Consider the following 18,723-nt stretch of genomic DNA (forward strand, 5'->3'; position numbering starts at 1 on the left):
ATCGAAGAATGCATAACCATTATGGCAAATAATGGATGGGGGGCTATTTGTCTCTTGACAGGGGGCAATCATATCAGGATGGGCAAAGGTAGTGCCGTGCCCATCTGGCGCGGGTGCAACCGATCACGCCGGGGAGAGATGCTGGTCGTCAAAAATTTATATAATTTTCAGCGTTGTGGGTTTCCCGACTGCCAGATGGGCACGCTTCGCCCTTTGATATTAAATGGGTGCCCATCCTACGACGCCGCCGTAATCTCACCGGTGAGGATGACATTGAAGCCTGAAATGGACAGGGAACCGATGGCTGTGAATAAGAGGTAATCACAGCCGCTTTTAAGATGAAATTTAATCAAGGTAATTTTGTAAAACCTGTTTGTTAAACCCGTCTTAATAAAATCAGGCAAACGTTTAGCCCCCGGCAGGGCTGCCGGAGGCACAAACTGAATAGTTACAAATAAAAATGCCCTCTGGCCGGGTGGCCAGAGGGCATTTTACGTTGAACCGTTATTCTGGGGCGTTTTACAGACCCGGCAGCCAGAGGGAGAGCTGGGGAATAAAAACGATGGCCATCAGGGCCACGACCATGGTGAGCAGGAAGGGCATCACCGCCACGCTGAGTTTTTCAATGGACAGGTTACTGATGCTGCAGCCCACGAAAAGGTTGACACCTACGGGGGGGGTCAAAAAGCCCATGGAGGAGGTCACGATCATGACGATACCGAAATGGATCGGGTCCATGCCCAGGTGCTTGACCACCGGCAGGAGCAGGGGAGTCAGGATCAGGATGTTGGCCAGGGCGTCCATGAATGTTCCCATCACAAGAAGGAACACCAGGATGATGGGGATCAGGATGTAGCGGTTGTCCGAAATGCCTGTCAGGATATCCACAAGCTGGTTCGGCAAATTGTAGAACAAAAGAATCTGCCCAAGGGCCGTGGCGGTGGCCACCACCAGGAAGATGGAGGAGGTGGTCAGGGCGGTGCCCTTGAAAATATCGGCGATTTTTTTCCAGGACAGGGTCCGCAGGCAGAGCCCTTCCATAATCAGGGAATAAACCACAGCAATGACGCCGGCTTCTGTGGGTGTGGTGAATCCGCCATAAATGCCACCCAGAACGATGAGAGGAACCATCAATGCGGGAAGGGCAGCTTTCAGCGATGAAAGTACCACGGAAATCGGCGCGCGTTTTCCGGAACCGGTAAAGCCGTATTTTTTAGACAGAATATAACTGCAGAGCATCAGGCAGGCCCCGACGAACAGGCCGGGGATGACACCCGCAATAAACAGGTCACCCACGGATACACCAGCCGTGGTGCCATAAATAATCAGGGGAACACTGGGGGGGATGATAACACCCAGGCAGCCTGCGGCGGTATTTACCGCGGTTGAAAAGGGCTTGCTGTACCCCTCTTCTTCCATGGCAGGAATCATGATGCCGCCGACGGCAGCCACGGTAGCGGGGGCGGATCCGGAGAGTGCGCCGTAGAACATGCTGGTCAGCACGGAAATATGCGCCATCCCTCCCGTGATATGCCCCACCAGGGAGCGGGAAACCGCGAGCAGCCTTTGGGCCATACTGCCCTTCTGCATGATCTCACCGGCCATAATGAAAAACGGAACCGCCATGAGGGGAAAGACATCCAGAGAGGTGACCATCTTCTGGATCAGAAACTCGTAAGGGAGCAAATCGCTGAAGGTCATCCCTACGGTGACACTCAGGCCGATGGCGATCCCGATGGGCACACTCAGCAGGAGAAATGCCGCAAGAGAAACAAACGTTAAAATAATTGCCATATCCATAGGACCAAGTCTTCCTTAATTAATATCCATGATTGTGGGATCAAATTTGCCCGTGATGACCCCCCAGAGTCTCTCAATGGTTCGAAGGGCCATGAGGCCCATACCCACTGGAACACTGAGAAAAACCCAATACATTTGAACTTCAAGGGCCGGTGTTTTCTGCCCAGTCGTGGATAAAAAGAGGACGAACTTGATGCCCCAGAAGGTGGCGCAGGCACAAAACACAATGGTGCAGAGATAGGCTGCGATAGTGACTGGCTTGGCAATTTTTCCACCGAACATGTTTCGGATAACCGTGACCTCGAGATGACGGTTCATCTGGGTGGCGTAGCTGCACCCTACATAGACGGCCCAAATAAAAAGATAACGCGCAATCTCCTCGGACCAGTCGAGGGAGTTCTGGAGCACGTACCTGTTAAAGACCTGTACGACGGTTATGCCTGTCATCATAACCAGCGCCATGGAGGAGAAAATTTCCTCGGATCGGTTAATGATGGATTTGGTCGATTTTATCATGCTGATGAGCTCCTGTGACCGGATCTGACGGACGGGGTCTCCCTGTCCGGCAGATCCGGTTGTTCTTTATTACTCGGCGATAGTGGCCTTGGCTCGTTCGATCAGGTCTTTTCCGATTCTTTTTTCGAACTGCTTGTAGACGCCGGCAGACGCTTCTGCCCAACGCTTACGCTCTGCGGGGGTGAGTGTGGTCACGGTAACGCCTTTGGCTTCCAGCTTGGCCAGGACCTCTTTTTCACCGTCGCGGATCAGTTTTCGTTCATAGAGCTTGCACTCGTCGAAGGTTTTCAGGACCAGCTCTCTGTTCTTGGCGTTGAGGCCGTCCAGGAAGCGCTTGGAGATCATGACCAGGTGGGGGCTGTAGAGGCTGTTGACGATGGTGACATGGTTGTTGACTTCAGGGAAGTTGTTGTGCCATGCCAGGTTCAGGTCAATGTCGATGCCGTCTACGGTTTTCTGCTGAAGGGCCGTGTAGACCTCGCCCCAGGAGATAGGAGTCGGGTTCATGCCCAGGTTTTTCAGGGTAGCGATGTGCGCTTTGGAGGGGGTGGAACGGATTTTCAGGCCCTTGGCGTCTTCGAGGGTGGCCACGGCTTTTTTGTTGTTCCAGAGGTTACGGAAACCGATTTCAATATAACCCAGTCCGATGATGCCGCTCTTCTCAAGGGCTTTCGTGGCGTTCATGCCGATGGGGCCGTCGGTGATTTTGTCTGCAGAAGGGTAGTCCGGGAAGAGGAAGGGCAGGTCAAAAATCAGGAATTCATCGGAGAAAGGGGCAAGGTTCGGCGTGGCTGCAGATCCCATCTGGAGCATGTTGAACTGGAGGCCCTGAACAACGCTGTCAAAGTTTCCGAATTTTGAACTGTCGAAAATATCCACGCGAAATTCGCCGTTGCTTCGTTCTTCCAGAAGTGATTTGAACTTTTCAAACGCCTGACCCATGGGGTGCTGAGGAACGTTGGGGTGGGCAAGTTTGATCACAATAGGGCCTGCGACTGCAGACGAAGTGGTGACAAATAGAGTGATCATAAGGGCTGCAAAACATGTTTTTAATCTGGACATCCTTAAACTCCTTAACTCCTGATTGATATTAAAATGTCCGGAAGCAGCTCCAAAGCTTCCGGGCGGTGCCGTCTTACACTCAGAATCTGGCATCGTGTGCCGGATTCGAGGTGGGCCTGTGTTCAATCCATCATCTCTTTCTGCCATCAGCCCCGGTCCGTGTTGCAATCGAGGACTGTCATGCCCTCTTATCCAGGGAATGGCTGTTAGTGGCTCTTGCGTCCTGCGTTTTCATGACGCTTATGATGAATTTTTTGAACAAATTGTGTTCTTTTTATGAGTATGATAAGTTGCTTTGAAGTAAAACAAAATATCCCATAAATATTCATAAAATACCCATACGATATAGGTATTGTGGGGGGCAGGCCTTTGGAGCAAATATTATTGATGAATACAAAAGATAGACGTGGTTCAAAATGCTTAATCTTCCATCTTCACCGGTCACTCTGTCCTGTCCGTGTGGCCGTTGGATGTTCTCGAATTTAATGTATATTTTAAGCGTGGCAGGGGACTCTCGGTGCCTTTTTTAATCGGGCGGTCGGTATAAAATAAGGCGTGGAACGATTTATCTGGCCCTCGGCCTGTGCCGAGGTGAGATGAATGACGAGGCGGTGAGGCATGGAATGCGGTTAACAAAAATAGTATCGGGGCCGGGTTTTTGGAAACAAAGCCTGATGGCCCGCCTGACCGGTTCTTTTCTGATCCTCTCCCTGGCGATTGTGAGTCTGGTGGGGTACATCGCTTATCGGCAGGCCACGGAAGCCCTCAAAGCTTCTGTTTTCCATCGGTTGAATACGGTGGCGACATTCAAGGCAGGCGAGTTGAATCGGTGGGTGAACGACCGCAAGCTGGATGTGGCTTTCCTCGGGGGGCTGCCGGAAGTCCGGGGACCCGCAGAAGCTCTTCTGAAACATGACACCTCGGATTCTGCATACCAGGAAGCTTACAAGGCCCTTGCCGTTTTCATGGAGAAGATACGGGTCGGCCGGTCCGATCCCCAGGAAATTTTTATCCTGGGGGATTCGGGGGGGCAGATCGTTGCCTCTACCGATCCGGAGCGCCAGGGCCTGTACCGGCCAAAGGACATTTATTATACCCGGGGGCGTCAGGGAACCTTTGTGCAAGGCGTCTACGCATCCCCCATGACCCTGAAGCCGACCTTGACCATCGCAACGCCCCTTCTCGACCCAGCGGGCAAGCGTCGACTGGGCGTGCTTGCCGTGCACATGGACCTGAATCACATGGATCAGATCGTCGGGGGATCTGTGGGGCTGGGTCGAAGCGGTGAATCTTACCTGGTGGATTCGCTCAATGTCTTTGTGTCGGCAGATCGATTTGGCCGTCTGGAGTTTCCACGGGGCGTTCATACCGAGGGCATTGATAACGCGCTTCTGGGGCGAAATGGGGCAGGACTCTATCAAAACTACGCCGGTATCCCGGTGATTGGCGTGTACCGGTGGCTGGAGGAGCGGCAGCTGGCCCTGCTGGTGGAGATGAGCCAGGAAGAAGCTTTTTCGCCAGCCCGAAAACTGGCCGTGGACATTCTTATCGTGGGGGTTGCCTCCGCCTTGTTGTTGACCTTGGGGGGCTATGGGCTGGCTCGCCAGATCGTGTGGCCCATTCGGAAAATTGCCGATACCGCCATGCAGGTGGCCGAAGGGGATTTAGAATCGGTTGTCCCTGTCCTCACGGAAGACGAGGTGGGCATCCTGGCCCGCTCCTTTAACCTGATGATCGGACAGCTGAAAAAACATCGCGAACATCTTGAAGAACGGGTTGCCGAGCGGACCGAGGATCTTGAGAAGATCAATGTGAGGCTTCAGCATGAGATTGCCGTCCGGCAGGGGGCTGAGGATGAAGTCCTTAAACTTAACGAAGGGCTTGAGCAGCGGGTTAATGAGCGCACCTCGGAGCTGTCCGTTACCAATCGCCTGTTGCAGGGGGCCAAAGAGTCTGCCGAGGCCGCGAGCCGTGCCAAGAGTCGATTTCTCGCCAATATGAGCCATGAATTGAGAACCCCTTTGAACATCATTTTGGGGTTTTCCAACCTGTTGAATCGGGACGTCCGCATCACCGATGACCAGCAGGAATCTCTTAAGACCATCACCCGAAGCGGTGAGCATCTTTTGGCCCTGATTAACGATATCCTGGAGATGTCTAAGATAGAGGCCGGAAGAGTGACCGTGAAGAAGCAGGGCTTTGATCTTCATCGCACCCTGGTAGAGATTGAAAAAATGATGCGCAACTGGACCGATGGCAAGGGGTTGCAACTGAGAGTTCAGGCCGCCCCGGACCTGCCCCGATACATCCGGACAGATGAAACCAAGCTGCGCCAGGTCCTCGTCAATCTGCTTGGCAATGCCGTTAAATTTACAGATAAAGGGGGGGTGATCCTCCGAGCGTGGTGCCAGGGGGGGAAGCCGGATTCCCCTGAGGTCCCCCGTCTGTTCTTTGATGTCGAGGACACGGGGGTCGGTATCGAGAGAAGTGAGGCCGGGATTATTTTCGATGCCTTCTCCCAGACCGGATGCGGCGAGAAAGAGAGGGAAGGGACGGGGCTGGGGCTGGCGATCAGCAAGGAGTATGTCCATCTCATGGGGGGAGGGATTTCAGCCGAAAGATTGGCGGATAAAGGGTCTCTTTTTCGATTTGATATTGAATTCGAATCGGCTGAAGTGTCTGAAATCAGCATAGAGACTCCAGCCCGTCGGGTGATCCGTTTAACGCCGGACCAGCAGGCATGGCGGATCCTTATTGTTGAAAACAACCCGGAAAGCCGCGAATTGCTGAGGACACTGCTCACGACCGTGGGCTTTGCCGTACGGGAAGCGAAAAATGGACAGGAAGGGCTTCAGGTTTTTGACCAGTGGCAGCCGCATCTTGTCTGGATGGACCTGAAGATGCCGGTGATGAACGGCTATGACACCACCCGGAAGATCAAGGCAACCCCCATGGGGGAGAAAACCAAGGTCATCGCCCTCACCGCCAGCTCCTTTGACGATCAGAGGACCGACGCCCTGGCCTCGGGCTGTGACGATTTTATCAGCAAGCCCTTTGGAGAGGCGGAAATCTTTGGCACCATGCAGAGGCACCTTGGGGTGCAGTATCTCTATGAGGAAGAGCCACCCCAGTCCCTTGCCGCTGATTCCAACGGACAGGCCACCGGTCTGCCGACGCCTGAGGCCCTGGCCCTGCTGCCGGAGAGTCTGCTCAAAGAGCTGGCCGATGCGGCAACGGCCTGTGATGTTCAGGGGGTCGGAACGATCATCGACCGGGTCCGAGAAATCGATGGACCCATCGCCGATTCCCTGGCGACTCTGGCAAACAGCTTTCGATATGATGAAATACTTGCTTTAATTAAGAACAATTTTTAAGACCTGTTTGTCAAACCTGTCTTTATAAAATCAGGCAATCGTTTGGCCCCGGCAGGGCCGCCGGAGGCATAATCGTACGGAGATGCAATATGGAGATAGATCACACGCTTTCAGAAGACGTGAATCATGCTGAAGCGAATATTCTCGTGGTTGACGACAACCCGGAGAATCTCAGAATTCTTGTGCAGCTGCTGACCGAGGCCGGGTACAAAGTGCATGCGGCCTCCAAGGGGTCTCTGGCACTCGGAGCCGTGGAACGTTCCCTGCCCGATCTGATTCTTCTGGATATCAAAATGTCGGGCATGGATGGATACGAGGTGTGCAGCCGGTTGAAAGCAGAGGGACGAACCTCAGAGATCCCGGTTATTTTTATCAGCGCACTGGATGACTCGGAAGACAAAGTCAAAGGATTTGGCCTGGGCTGCGCAGACTACATCACGAAGCCCTTTCAGTTTGAGGAGGTCCTGGCCCGTGTCCAGACCCATTTGGGTTTTTTTAAACTCAAAAAGCAACTCAATGAAAAGATCCTGCTTCTCCATCATGAAATCATCGAACGTCAGCGCGTGGAGGCGATGCTTCAGGAAAAGCATGATCAGATGGAGCTGAATGTGGCCCAACGCACGGCAGAGCTGAGAGAAAAATCACGGCATCTTGAGGAGGTCAACCAGGCGCTGAAGTCTATGCTGGATCACAGGGATCTTGAGAAACGAGCCATTGAGGACAACATGGCGGTCAATTTAAAAAAATACGTCCACCCCTACCTTGAACAGATGAGAAGAACGATCGCTGGGGAAGAGCACCGAACCTGCCTCAAGATTATCGAGACAAATCTCAATGAGCTGGTGGTCCCGATCAGCAATTGCATCTCATCGAAATACATCGATTTGACCCCTACGGAAATCAGGGTTGCGGATTTGATTCGACAGGACAAGGGGAGTAAGGAAATCGCTGAACAACTGAACCTGTCCATCAGCACGGTTTCAAATTTCAGGCACAATATCAGAAAAAAACTGGGACTGAACAACAAGAAAACAAACCTGAGAACGTATCTGTCGACCCTTGCCCCATGAATTCAAAGGAAAGACCATGTTGAAATTGTGCTTTTTTTCATCCCTGCTCGGGCCTGCACTGATGTTAAGCCTTCTCGTGTCGGGATTGCCTGCCTGCTATCCTCCTCCCCAGCTTTCAGAGGTACGGATCGGCGTCATCGCGCCGCTCACCGGAGATTCGGATGCCAGGTGGGGAAAATCCTACGTGAATGGAGCCATGCTTGCCGCCAGTATCGTCAATGATCGGGGGGGGCTGGAAATTGACGGACGCAGGTTGAAGGTGACGCTGACCTTTGCTGACAGTGAGGGCAACCCACAGATCGCATTGGGTGTCGCACGGAAGCTCATTGCCCGGTACAATGTGGCGGCCCTTGTCGGAGCCCCCCGTAATCAGGTGGCCATTCCCATCGCCGCCCTTGCCGAAAGCCAGGGCATCCCGTTTATCACGTCCATGGCAACCCATCCCCAGATCACGGCCGGTAAACGGTTTACGTTTCGGACCATCTTCAGCGACACGTTTCAGGCCGAGGCGCTCGCCCGCTTTGCCCTCGGTGATCTGGACGTAAAAAAAGCCGCGGTGTTGTTTGACGTGACCAGCGGGGACAGCAGCAGCCTGGCCGGTCTCTTTAAAAAAGAGTTTGAAGCCAAGGGAGGCCAGGTGGTGGCCTTTGAGCCCTATATCTCTGGAGAAAAGACATGGACCCACCAGTTCGAGGCCATTCGGGTCAGTGGTGCCCAGCTCCTGTTCCTGCCGAATTACGGGAATGAGGTTCCCCGGCAGGCAAGGCTCGCTCGCAAGGCTGGCATCGAACTTCCCCTGATGGGTGGAGACGACTGGTGGGGTCTTGAGAGAGGAAAAGACCGGGCTGCCGTGGAAGGGGGCTTCTTCAGCACCGACTATACCCTGTCGTTGGACAACGAGCAGAATAAAGCATTTTTAGCGTCCTACCGCGAACGCTATAAGGTGGATCCCAACGACAACGCCGCCCATATATATGACGCCCTGGGTTTGTTGTTTCATGCCATCGAAGAGCAGGGCAGTGTCGCCCCGGAAGCCATTCGCGCAGGATTGGCCGGAACCCGGAATTACGCCGGTGTGACCGGGACGATTCAGTTTAAAAGCGGTGGTGATCCCGTGAAGAGCGCTGAGATTATTCAGGTGAAAGAGGGGCGTTTTGTCATGTTTAAAAAGATCGCCCCCTGATTCAAGAAACCGGGGGACGGGCGAAATACGATTGACCTCCGCAACAACCTGTGAGACATTCATCCCTGAATAACATGCCTTAAATAATATATAATTTTGTGGGTGGGGCGGCTTCTGTTTTTTTGTATGATCCTTTTATTCCTCGATCATTTGTAACTATTCAGTTTGCCTTCGCCAGGTCGTTCGAGGCAAATTACAGAAAGATTAAAATGCCAATACGTCACGTCTTTTCATCACCGCGTAAGGTGCGGATCCCGCACCTTCTACCGTAGAGAGGACCATCGGCCTCGCAAGTTAACGATGACCACGAGTCTTATTTCAACATGCGGTGTTTCCGGTTTGCGATACGCCTGACGGTTCGCACGGCGCTCCCTACGCATCCACCCGGTACGTCATTGTAAAAATGAGAACGATACGGATTTTCATACATGGATCCCCGCCTGCGAGGGGAAGTCGAAAAGCGTAGGGTGTTGTCAGGCCGGGGTCATAAAGGAAAAATGGATAGCTGAATAGTTACGATCATTTTAAAGATCCCGGAAAGAAAAGAATTCAGAAGAGACTCCTCGCCATACGTTCCCCTCACCCTTTACGCGAATGCGGACGCGGGGAGCCGCAAGTACAGATAGCCGGGGAGCATTCGCAAAACCGCTTTCAAGGTGGCTCCACCTTGCCGCCGGAGGCAAGCTTTTTGTCCTTTTATCATTTTCTTGCGCTTTGAATGGGCATGGATTCGGTCATTTCAGGTTTCAGAACCATTCAACACAGTCAAACGGAAAATTCATTATGATGAAAAAAAGGCTTATCACATGGGGGGCACTTCTGATGCTGCTGGTGCCGCTATGCGCATTTGGCAACAGCTTTCCGGAGAAGCCGCCCGCTGAACACTACTATGTGGACGGGGCGGGGTTGATTGATGCGGAGAAGGGGGACCGGATCGATGGTGTGGCCGCGGCCCTCCTTGCCGAAGAGAGGATCCCGCTTTATGTGGTCACCCTCACGTCTCTGGCGGATTATGATGCGATTACGATGAGCATCGAGGAATATGCCACCGCGCTCTTCGATGAGTGGGGGATCGGCTGGGAGGATCGCAACTACGGGATTCTGCTGCTGGTCTCCAGGGGGGATCGCAAGGCACGCATTGAGTTGGGGGCCGATTGGGGCCGGGATTACGACACCCAGGCTCGCCAGGTCATGAATGAGCTCATTATTCCTTCGTTTAAACGAGGGGATTATTCAACCGGGATTGCCGACGGGGTTCGGGGGCTCGATGCCATGGCCCGTGGGCTCGCCCTGCCCAAAGCAACGGCTCCCTGGTGGTTTCTGCCTGCAGTGGTGGGCGGATTTGTTCTCATGGTGGTGGTGATCATCAACCTGTTCAAGTCGGGGCGGAAGGGATGGGCCTGGGCCCTTATTGCTGTTCTGGGTGTTATTCTTTTTTTCATCATCCGAACCATGCTCTCAAGCGCCGGCAGCGGCGGGGGCTTCGGGGGCGGTTCCTCCGGTGGTGGTGGTGCAACGGGATCATGGTGACCATTATGAAAAAAGCGACAAAACTGTTTACTGAAGAAGAGATTCACACGATCGAAGCCGCGATTGGCGAGGTGGAAAAAACGACATCCGCTGAGGTGGTGCCCGTGGTGGCCAGCGCCTCGGGTCGATACGATCGGGCGGAGGATCTCTTCGCCTTTTTGCTGTCTATCGTGGTGTTTGGATGTGCCTGGGCCTGGTTTCAGGGTATGATCCCTTCCGTGGACACTTGGAGCGGAAACCCCGTATTCAGGCTGAACCTTCCCATCGCCTTGGTTATTCTGGTGGGTACGTTCTTTATCGGCATGGCCCTGGCGAGTCGTTTCCCCTTGCTGCGACTTCCCCTGATCGCCAAGCGTGAGATGCAGGAGGAGGTGGAGAGTCGTGCCCGTGAGACCTTTCAACGGTTGAAGATTCGAAGAACCGAAAACGCGACAGGTCTTCTCATCTATGTCTCCCTCTACGAGCATATGGTGCACGTTGTGGGTGACGAAACCATCAATGAAACCCTGAGTGACAGTGACTGGCAAGCGCTCTGTGACATCATTCTCCTTGGTTTTAAAGAGGGCAAACCCGAAGAGGGGCTGTGTAACGGGATTCGGCTCAGTGGTGAGCTTCTGTCCCGGCATTTCCCCGTAAAACCCGGCGATAAGAACGAATTGGTTGATACACTTCATTTGATTGATTGAGAATGATTTTTCCTGTGCCCTTGCCACTCGCCACGGGAAACCGAGGGGACAGGAAACATGCGCCTGTGAACACTGGGATGAGCGGTTTAAACGTGTGATTGTTGAAAAGGCGACACACCCTCAGGACTTTGACAACAGGCGGAGCTTCGGCACCCTTCGGGGCGCGCCGTGCTCCGTCGCGGCTTTTTTTGCAGGGGGGGTACCCCATGAGGGGCAAACCGAGGCGACCGGTGCCTGAGTGGAGCCATCCTCCCATGGACTCGGGCATCGATTGATTTCTTTGAGCAAGCCTGTTCGTCTGTATTTAAAAATTTATCCCCACACTGGCGAGGCCCATGATGGTCTGGCTATCGTAAAAATCAATATTGGCATCCGTCCAGACATAGCCCGCCCCAAAGCTGCCGAAGAGACGTTCCACCCCCCAAAGATTGAGACGCATCACCTGAACAAAGGTCGTGAGAGCCGATTCCTTGCGGGTCTTGCCAAACAATGGATGCTTTTTTTTGTACTGGTCGTGAGAACCGGACACAAGGCCGATAAAAATCCATGGTGGCCTGACCTGTTTTACCAGTGCCCCCAACTTCATTCCCTGGCAGCTGTTGGCGCGGCCGTTGATGTCGCCATAGGTGCAGCTCAATTCAGGGCTGAGGCTGAACCCACCCTTGGGGGATAGGTGATACTTGATACCCAGCTCGTGGGTCTGACCGCTGCGTTCGAGATCGTTTTCAAGGTCACCGATCCCATCGTCTTCGATGTCGATCTGAGCCATTTTGTACTCTAATTCCCAGGGGCTTCCAGCGATCTCCTGCCATTGAACGTGAAGCCCATACACGTCGATATCGGTTTTCTCACGGGGGCCGACTGTTTGGTATGGGTTTTTCCAAACCTCTCCGATGGGGAGGCTGGTCAAGGCGATATCCAGTGTGCCCGCATCCATGGATCGGCTTATCCCCGCCTCCAAAGCAAATCCTTCGCCGACCTCCAGAGGGTTCCCGGCATACACAGCCGTTCCGTTTTCAAACTGGTAGCGGAGGTAAACGGATGCGATCCCTGAGCTTATATGATGGGTATCCGCCGGTCCGTCAAGCGTGTCGGTTTGGCGGTTCGTGGCGTCTGTCGATAACTGACTGTCTGTCTGTATGAAAATGGCCCCGCCCTGCAACCTGCCAGAGAAACCGGGTTCAGAGTCTTTTTTTCTTTGAGCGTGAACCGCCGGTGGTATGAAAATCAAGAAGAGGGAACACGCAACAAATTTCAATATGTGTCGTTTCATTCAATCCTCCTTTCTTTGTGTCCTCGAATAACGTTTACATTTCCTCTGACATGTCGCGATTGAAAAACAAAGCCCTGTCTTTGCAAATCAGATAAATGGATAATGCAAGCAGCAACAGGGTTTGTATAACCTTGCTGTCCGGGTGCGTTAGAAACATTTCATTGAAAAGGCCTGCGGTAATGTGGAAGACGATTGGAATCAGGATATTGCGGCCTGTTTTGACATAAAGCCAGTTCATCAAAATCACAAAAGGAAATAAGCTGATGGCAAAATTTAATGAGTAGATCCATCCTGTTTCCGCAACGTTGCTATGGTAATAATCTTTTATGAAGGCAAGCGGAAGGTGCCAAAGCACCCAGAATGCGCCGAATATCAGGGAGGTGGTGAACAGGTTAAATCGGGCACGCAGGCAATCGGTGCCATAGGTGTGCCATCCTAACTCTTCAACCATGGGGGCCAGTAAAAGAAGAAACCAGGCTGGAATAAGTCCCAATGTGAAAGAGGGAGTGCCTGCAAAAGAGAATTGATCCAGGCTGTGCCCAAAAAACAGTGAAATGGCCTGTGCCAACAGGAGACTTCCAAGCATAAGAAAACACGTGAGAATAATGTACACAGGTTTTATGTTGTTGAAATTGAAAAATCGTTTCACCAGGTCATGACGCAAGTGGGGATTGGAACCCATCATAATAAAGGCGATGACCATTGGGCTGACCAATCCCAGCAAGGCAAGCAAGCCCCCTGAAAGAGCATCATGATTCATAGTGGACATGTTATGGCTCAGATAGGCGGCCATAAACCACAAGACCCAGGGGATCATTGTGGATAAAAAGTAAAAGCGAATCGGGTGTGAATACATGGCTATATTCATAATGTGTCCCTATCCATTGTTAAGAAAGTTAAATGAACCTGCCGGTGCTCCCAAAAGCGTTTCAACCAAAAAAGGAAAGGCTGCCATTCGACGCTGGAGTTGGTCTTCATCCCAGGGATAAAACCCAATGTCTGTAAGAAATTGGACTCCCGCGATAAGAAATTCTGCACATTCGAGCGGATTCTTTGCCTTGAAGGTCCCGTCCTCACACCCTTCGGCTATAACCGAGGCGTAAAGCGGAGCCAGTTTTAAAAGAAAGCGGGCCAGTTGTCTGGTATGGATTAACGAATTTTCAGGGTGATGGAGATTTTCGAGAAGTTTCTCATTATCACGGTCCATACTGCTCTCTGTTATGAGAAGGGTCATTTTTTCAAGAGGTTTCAGTCTTTGATGCTTCTTCAGTAAGTCTTGCTTTCGAACCAGTTCTTCATCAACCATATCTTCTATAACGGCTTCCAGGATTTCCCCTTTGGAAGCAAAGTGATGATAAATAGTTCCTTTTGCGATGTTAAGCTTCGTCATCAGATCTTGCATGGTCATTTTTTTAAAATCTTCGGTCTGAAAATGTTCCCTTGCCGCTTTGATAATTTCTTTGCGTCGTTCTGGAGCCTTTTTAACAATTCGTGCCATCTTGACCTCCTGAAAAATAATATGTTGGATGTGAGTGTACCGACCGACCGTCGGTCGGTCAAGCAAAAAAATCATTTTCTTCGCTTTAAAATACCGTAAACAAGGGAAAAATGTTCTGCAACCTGCTGATAACAAGGCCTCCGGCGGCAAGGTGAGCCACCTTGAAAGCAGGAAGCGGGGCATGCGCTTGATATTTTCATTATGCGGTTGCTTCTGTCTTGCACCGAGCCTTCGGCTTGCAAGCCCAGGTCCATTTAACCACGAACCACACGAAAAACACGAACAGGGCAGCATTCAGCCGCCCCAAAAGAGTTCTTTTTCTGTGTCTTGGGCTTTTTTCGTGCCTTTCGTGGCTCAAAAGTCTTTTTTATCGCCTTTTAAGCCATTTGCGGGCCTTAAAGCCTGAGGGGTAGGGAATATGAGCCTGTGACACTGGGAAGAGCGGTTTAAAAGCGTGATTGTCTAAGGGCTTTGACAACAGGCGGAGGTTCGTCACCCTCCTGGGCGCGCCGTGCTCCGTCGCGGCTTTTTTTGTTGGGGCCGTTCCAGGCAGACTTTTTTTCGAAGCGAGCGGGAATAGAGGGCGATTGCCATGTGCTTGATATTTTCATTATGCGGTTGCTTCTATCTTGCACCGGGCCTTCGGCTTGCAAGCCAAGGGCCATTTAACCACGAACCACACGGAAAAAACGAGCAGTGCTGCATTGAGCTGCCTCAAAAGAGATTTTTTCCATATCTTAGGCTTTTTTTTGTGTTTTTCGTGGCTCAAAAGTCTTTTTTATCGCCTTTTAACCCATTTACGGGCCTTAAAACCTGAGGGGCAGGGGCTTTGACAACGGGCGGAGGTTCGTCACCCTCCTGGGCGCGCCGTGCTCCGTCGCGGCTTTTTTTGTCGGGGGCGTTTCAGACAGACTCTTTTTCGAAGCGACCGGGAATAGAGGGCGGTTGCCATGTGCTTGATATTTTCATTATGCGGTTGCTTCTGTCTTGCACCGAGGCTTCGGTTTGCAAGCCAAGGGCCATTTAACCACGAACCACACGAAAAACACGAACAGGGCAGCATTCAGCCACCCCAAAAGAGATTTTATTCTATTTCTTGAGTTTTTTTTCGTGTCTTTCGTGGTTCAAAAGTCTTTTTTATCGCCTTTTAAGCTATTTGCGGGCCTTAAATCCTGATGGGTAGGGGCTGTTGACAACAGGCGGAGGTTCGTCACCCTCCTGGGCGCGCCGTGCTCCGTCGCGGCTTTTTTTGTCGGGGGCGTTCCAGCCAGACTCTTTTTCGAAGCGAGCGGGAATAGAGGGCGGTTGCCATGTGCTTGATATTTTCATTATGCGGTTGCTTCTATCTTGCACCGGGCCTTCGGCTTGCAAGCCAAGGGCCATTTAACCACGAACCACACGGAAAACACGAACAGGGCAGCATTCAGCCACCCCAAAAGAGATTTTTTCTATTTCTTGAGCTTTTTTTTCGTGTCTTTCGTGTCTTTCGTGTCTTTCGTGGTTCAAAAATTCTTTTTTAGAGCGGAAAAGCGTTTGTTGTCTGTCCCCTATACCCTTTTTTAGAACTTAATCTACCTCACGCGGCTGGTGTGGAGATCACGTCCCGCCATGCGACACCGTGTAGGGTGTGCTTGCGCACCATTTCTTTACCACTGGCCAACCGAAATACGTTGGGTTGGCGCAGAAGCTGAGTTCCCGAGTGTGAACCACGCAAAAGAACCATGGACTTCGGTCCCATGTGAAGAGCAAAAAGCAAGGAGTCGACCACGAACCACACGAAAAACACGAAAGAAGATCCGGCAGGAATCGGGTGGCGTTCTCCCGGAAGCATTCGCATTCGCTTGGTGTGTTAGCTTGTATATTACACGAGTCGAGTGCGCTCATATTCAAGGCATCAGAGCTGTAGATGTAGTGGTTTATCTCAAAGCTCTATTAACGCAGAAGATGAAATATCCGGGTTAGGGCAATCGTATGGCGTCTGTTCCCTGGAATTCGTCTTTGCCCATCCCCATGGCGGTATCCAAGGGTGAGGCGATTTCGTTAATGGTTTTGTCCATGACATGGGTATAAATCTCAGTGGTTTTTACATCGCTGTGCCCCATCAGTACCTGTACGACGCGAATGTTTACCCCGTTTTCAAGGAGGTGAGTGGCAAAGGAATGTCGAAAGGTGTGGCAGGTGGCCCACTTGGTGATTGAAGTCTGTCTCACTGCCCGTTTAACCGCCTTCTGAAGCCCGGACTCTTGAATGTGGTGACGTCTTTCAACACGGGTTTGCGGGTCAATGGACCGGATCCGTGAAGGGAAGACATATTGCCATCCCGGCTCTGTGCTGCTCGATGGGTATTTCCGTAAGAGGGCAGGGGGGATGTAGACCGTTCCGAATCCTTCCGCAAGGTCTTCTTCGTGGAGGCGCAGGACCCTCTCAACGTGGTGTGTCAGCTCCTCACGGACGGAAACGGGAAGCAGGGTCGCCCGATCCTTTCTTCCCTTTGCCATGAGGATGTAAAGCTTCCCACGCGAAAAATCGATGTCTTTTATTCTCAGTCGGATGCACTCCATCAGACGAAGCCCGCCGCCGTACATCAACCGCCCCATGAGCCGGTGGGTGCCCTGCATATTGTAAAGAACGGCTTTAACCTCATCCTGGCTGAGTACCACAGGTATCCGTTGTTTCTTCTTAGCCCGGATATTTCATGAGAAAACAATCAGGACTTAGGAATAATTCGTAATTACAGTTCTTTGTAGTAATATTTTAAGTCGTTTCAAAAATGCAAAATGTAATCCACGGTATTCTGTTTGATTTTCTCACCCTTCGGCTCGTGAAATATCCGGGTTAGCCCGAACAAGTTCAAGGGCCTCATCCACAGGAATGAAGAGAACCCGCTTGTAGAGAAACACAATGGCGTTAAGGGCCTGCTTCTGGGTCGAGGCTGCAACCTGGCGTTTTTCAGCCAGGTAGGAAAGAAACGACTCTATTTCAGTCTTTCCCATCTCTGCCGGATGCCGGTTGCCATGGAACCCGATGTAGTGCCGTATCCATTGGCCGTAGTTTTTTTGCGTTGAATAGGCGTAGTGATGATACCGAAGGACCTGTGTAACCTGATCCATGAGCTTCAGGTTGGGGTTGGGACGGAAGGGTTCCATTTTTCACTCATTGAATAGTAGGGGGTATACGAACTTGTTTGGTACCGGCTTATTAAACCTCAAACATGGAAAACTGCACATATCAACGTCTTAAGATGGAATTATGGCCATCTATCACGGTATTCAAGACAAAACATGGAAAGTAAAAGGCAGGTATATCAATATATAGTGACGACCCAGGGCAGGCTCAAGCGAGAGTATTCAAAGACAGTTTTAGACTTTTTATGAATAAATTATGGCAGTTGTGGTTGGCTTGTCAATCTATTCTTGATTTGGTGTGCAAACTATGATCTCCTCTTCAATAACTGGAAAATATGTTCGGTAGTATTGAACATCAAAACATGGAAACCTACCCCCTCCAATTTTCCACTTTATCCCCTTGGATATCGGATACCCTATCCAAATGTCATGGCTATATAGGTGATAAGTAGAAAAAAGAGCGGGTTATTCACAATGTTAAAAGGAATTGATTTCGATGGAAGAACTCATATTCAACATATTCCTTATAAGTCAAAATAATTTCATAAAAACAATTGGTGTTAAGACTCGCGTTCATAAAGGAACAGACCAAGAAAAAATTAACTTTCTACAAAAAAATGTTGAATCCGACATAAACAATTTAACTGAGTTCCCAATTCCTGATAGATATCAAATTATTGATCCAGAAAACAGCATCATAAAAGGAGTTTTGCGTTCTGAAAAGTACCAAGATCTTTGCGATGTTGGAAAATCATATGAAATATTTGGGGACATATTTAATTACTACAATTCAGTTGAAAATCCTTTAATGTGTGTAAGCATTATTGTCGACGGAAAGCTTAGCATTGACAAAGAGGTTCCAGTATATATCAACGATAAGGACGTTAGCGAAATACATTTGAGGGAACCTCAAAACTACTTAGATAAATATTCTGATTATGCGGGTTTCCACATTGATAAACTAATCGAAGATGATTTTTTAAATGCAGTTTCAATGCTGATAAAATCCGGTCATTACATAGAGGGAACAAAACTACTACTTTCCAGTATAGATAGCTTCGCTTTTTTAGAGCTGGGAGATGTTAGAAACAATTTTATTATTTGGATTGAAAATCATCTCAACCTCCAAAAATTAAATATTACAGCACAAGAACTATGGGAACTTCGTAACTCGTTATTACATATGACTAATTACGAGTCTCGTAGAGTTATAAAAGGTGATGTTACAAGACTAATTGTACAAGCCGGTTACCTTCCTGATGAAGTACAGAATGAAACTAATACGGGTAAATATCTTAACATTCATAAATTTTATGCTGAAACTAACAATGCTGTAGAAAATTGGCTTCTTGAAACTATACAAGATCCTAAGAAACTAAAAACCTTTATAAATCGTTACAATTTAATTGTTTCCAATGCAAGATTTACAAAAATTGAATTTATAGAATAGCTTTTAACAAATAAATAATCGTGCCGAGATAAATCCGAAACCTTGGGATAAGGGTAAAACCTTTGAAATCGGTTGATATTACCTAATGGGTAGCTCGTGTTCATATTGAACATCTTTCCCCTGCAAGGTCTGCCTTGGCATTGGAATTAAGAACAA

The 18,723-nt window shown here is 50.4% G+C and carries 15 protein-coding genes; 7 read left to right on the top strand and 8 right to left on the bottom strand.

The genetic code is table 11. The annotated features are described in order from the left end of the window. Nucleotides 1-519: 519 nt before the first annotated feature. The 3 genes from Q1Q75_RS20285 to Q1Q75_RS20295 all read right to left on the bottom strand — a co-directional run bounded on the left by Q1Q75_RS20285 (nucleotide 520) and on the right by Q1Q75_RS20295 (nucleotide 3,378). A complete protein-coding gene (locus tag Q1Q75_RS20285; protein ID WP_300674537.1) occupies nucleotides 520-1,800 on the bottom strand; it encodes a TRAP transporter large permease in 1,281 nt (426 codons plus the stop codon). 15 nt (nucleotides 1,801-1,815) lie between these two features. Further along, nucleotides 1,816-2,316: a TRAP transporter small permease gene (locus tag Q1Q75_RS20290; protein WP_300674539.1), complete on the bottom strand. Its 501-nt coding sequence runs from the start codon at nucleotides 2,314-2,316 to the stop codon at nucleotides 1,816-1,818. Between the two features lie 69 nt (nucleotides 2,317-2,385). Next, complete coding sequence (locus tag Q1Q75_RS20295; RefSeq protein WP_300674542.1) at nucleotides 2,386-3,378, bottom strand: TRAP transporter substrate-binding protein; 993 nt, start codon at nucleotides 3,376-3,378, stop codon at nucleotides 2,386-2,388. Between the two features lie 674 nt (nucleotides 3,379-4,052). Here Q1Q75_RS20295 and Q1Q75_RS20300 point away from each other — a divergent pair. From Q1Q75_RS20300 to Q1Q75_RS20320, 5 genes are all read left to right on the top strand, one after another. Beyond that, nucleotides 4,053-6,752 (top strand): hybrid sensor histidine kinase/response regulator, encoded by a 2,700-nt coding sequence (locus Q1Q75_RS20300; RefSeq protein ID WP_300674544.1) that lies wholly within the window; start codon nucleotides 4,053-4,055, stop codon nucleotides 6,750-6,752. Nucleotides 6,753-6,841: 89 nt separating this feature from the next. Then, entirely contained in the window at nucleotides 6,842-7,822 is a 981-nt protein-coding gene (locus Q1Q75_RS20305) for a response regulator (RefSeq protein ID WP_300674547.1), read from the top strand. 16 nt (nucleotides 7,823-7,838) lie between these two features. Next, complete coding sequence (locus tag Q1Q75_RS20310) at nucleotides 7,839-9,005, top strand: ABC transporter substrate-binding protein (RefSeq protein ID WP_300674549.1); 1,167 nt, start codon at nucleotides 7,839-7,841, stop codon at nucleotides 9,003-9,005. A gap of 783 nt (nucleotides 9,006-9,788) precedes the next feature. After that, nucleotides 9,789-10,535 (top strand): TPM domain-containing protein, encoded by a 747-nt coding sequence (locus Q1Q75_RS20315; protein ID WP_300674552.1) that lies wholly within the window; start codon nucleotides 9,789-9,791, stop codon nucleotides 10,533-10,535. 5 nt (nucleotides 10,536-10,540) lie between these two features. Continuing rightward, nucleotides 10,541-11,221 carry a TPM domain-containing protein gene (locus Q1Q75_RS20320; protein WP_300674554.1) on the top strand — a complete coding sequence of 227 codons (681 nt, stop codon included), beginning with the start codon at nucleotides 10,541-10,543 and terminating at the stop codon, nucleotides 11,219-11,221. Nucleotides 11,222-11,525: 304 nt separating this feature from the next. Here Q1Q75_RS20320 and Q1Q75_RS20325 read toward each other — a convergent pair whose 3' ends face one another. The 3 genes from Q1Q75_RS20325 to Q1Q75_RS20335 are packed head-to-tail and all read right to left on the bottom strand — an operon-like array spanning nucleotide 11,526 to nucleotide 13,992. Further along, nucleotides 11,526-12,494: a DUF2860 family protein gene (locus Q1Q75_RS20325; protein ID WP_300674557.1), complete on the bottom strand. Its 969-nt coding sequence runs from the start codon at nucleotides 12,492-12,494 to the stop codon at nucleotides 11,526-11,528. A gap of 34 nt (nucleotides 12,495-12,528) precedes the next feature. Next, nucleotides 12,529-13,362, bottom strand: coding sequence for a CPBP family intramembrane glutamic endopeptidase (locus Q1Q75_RS20330; RefSeq protein WP_300674560.1), 834 nt, complete (start codon nucleotides 13,360-13,362; stop codon nucleotides 12,529-12,531). Between the two features lie 9 nt (nucleotides 13,363-13,371). Next, entirely contained in the window at nucleotides 13,372-13,992 is a 621-nt protein-coding gene (locus Q1Q75_RS20335) for a TetR/AcrR family transcriptional regulator (RefSeq protein WP_300674562.1), read from the bottom strand. Nucleotides 13,993-14,026: 34 nt separating this feature from the next. Between Q1Q75_RS20335 and Q1Q75_RS20340 the strand changes: the two genes are divergently transcribed. Then, the gene (locus tag Q1Q75_RS20340) at nucleotides 14,027-14,398 is read left to right on the top strand and encodes a hypothetical protein (protein ID WP_300674565.1); all 372 of its coding nucleotides are present in this window, start codon (nucleotides 14,027-14,029) and stop codon (nucleotides 14,396-14,398) included. A 1,552-nt stretch (nucleotides 14,399-15,950) separates the two neighbouring features. On the opposite strand, the gene Q1Q75_RS20345 is transcribed toward Q1Q75_RS20340, so the two are convergent. After that, the gene (locus Q1Q75_RS20345; protein WP_300674571.1) at nucleotides 15,951-16,682 is read right to left on the bottom strand and encodes an integron integrase; all 732 of its coding nucleotides are present in this window, start codon (nucleotides 16,680-16,682) and stop codon (nucleotides 15,951-15,953) included. Between the two features lie 117 nt (nucleotides 16,683-16,799). Continuing rightward, entirely contained in the window at nucleotides 16,800-17,138 is a 339-nt protein-coding gene (locus Q1Q75_RS20350; RefSeq protein ID WP_300674567.1) for a phage integrase N-terminal SAM-like domain-containing protein, read from the bottom strand. Nucleotides 17,139-17,613: 475 nt separating this feature from the next. On the opposite strand from Q1Q75_RS20350, the gene Q1Q75_RS20355 reads away from it, so the two are divergent. Beyond that, entirely contained in the window at nucleotides 17,614-18,567 is a 954-nt protein-coding gene (locus Q1Q75_RS20355) for a hypothetical protein (RefSeq protein ID WP_300674569.1), read from the top strand. Nucleotides 18,568-18,723: the final 156 nt, after the last annotated feature.

This window comes from Desulfoluna sp., assembly GCF_030145185.1.
GTDB lineage: Bacteria > Desulfobacterota > Desulfobacteria > Desulfobacterales > Desulfolunaceae > Desulfoluna.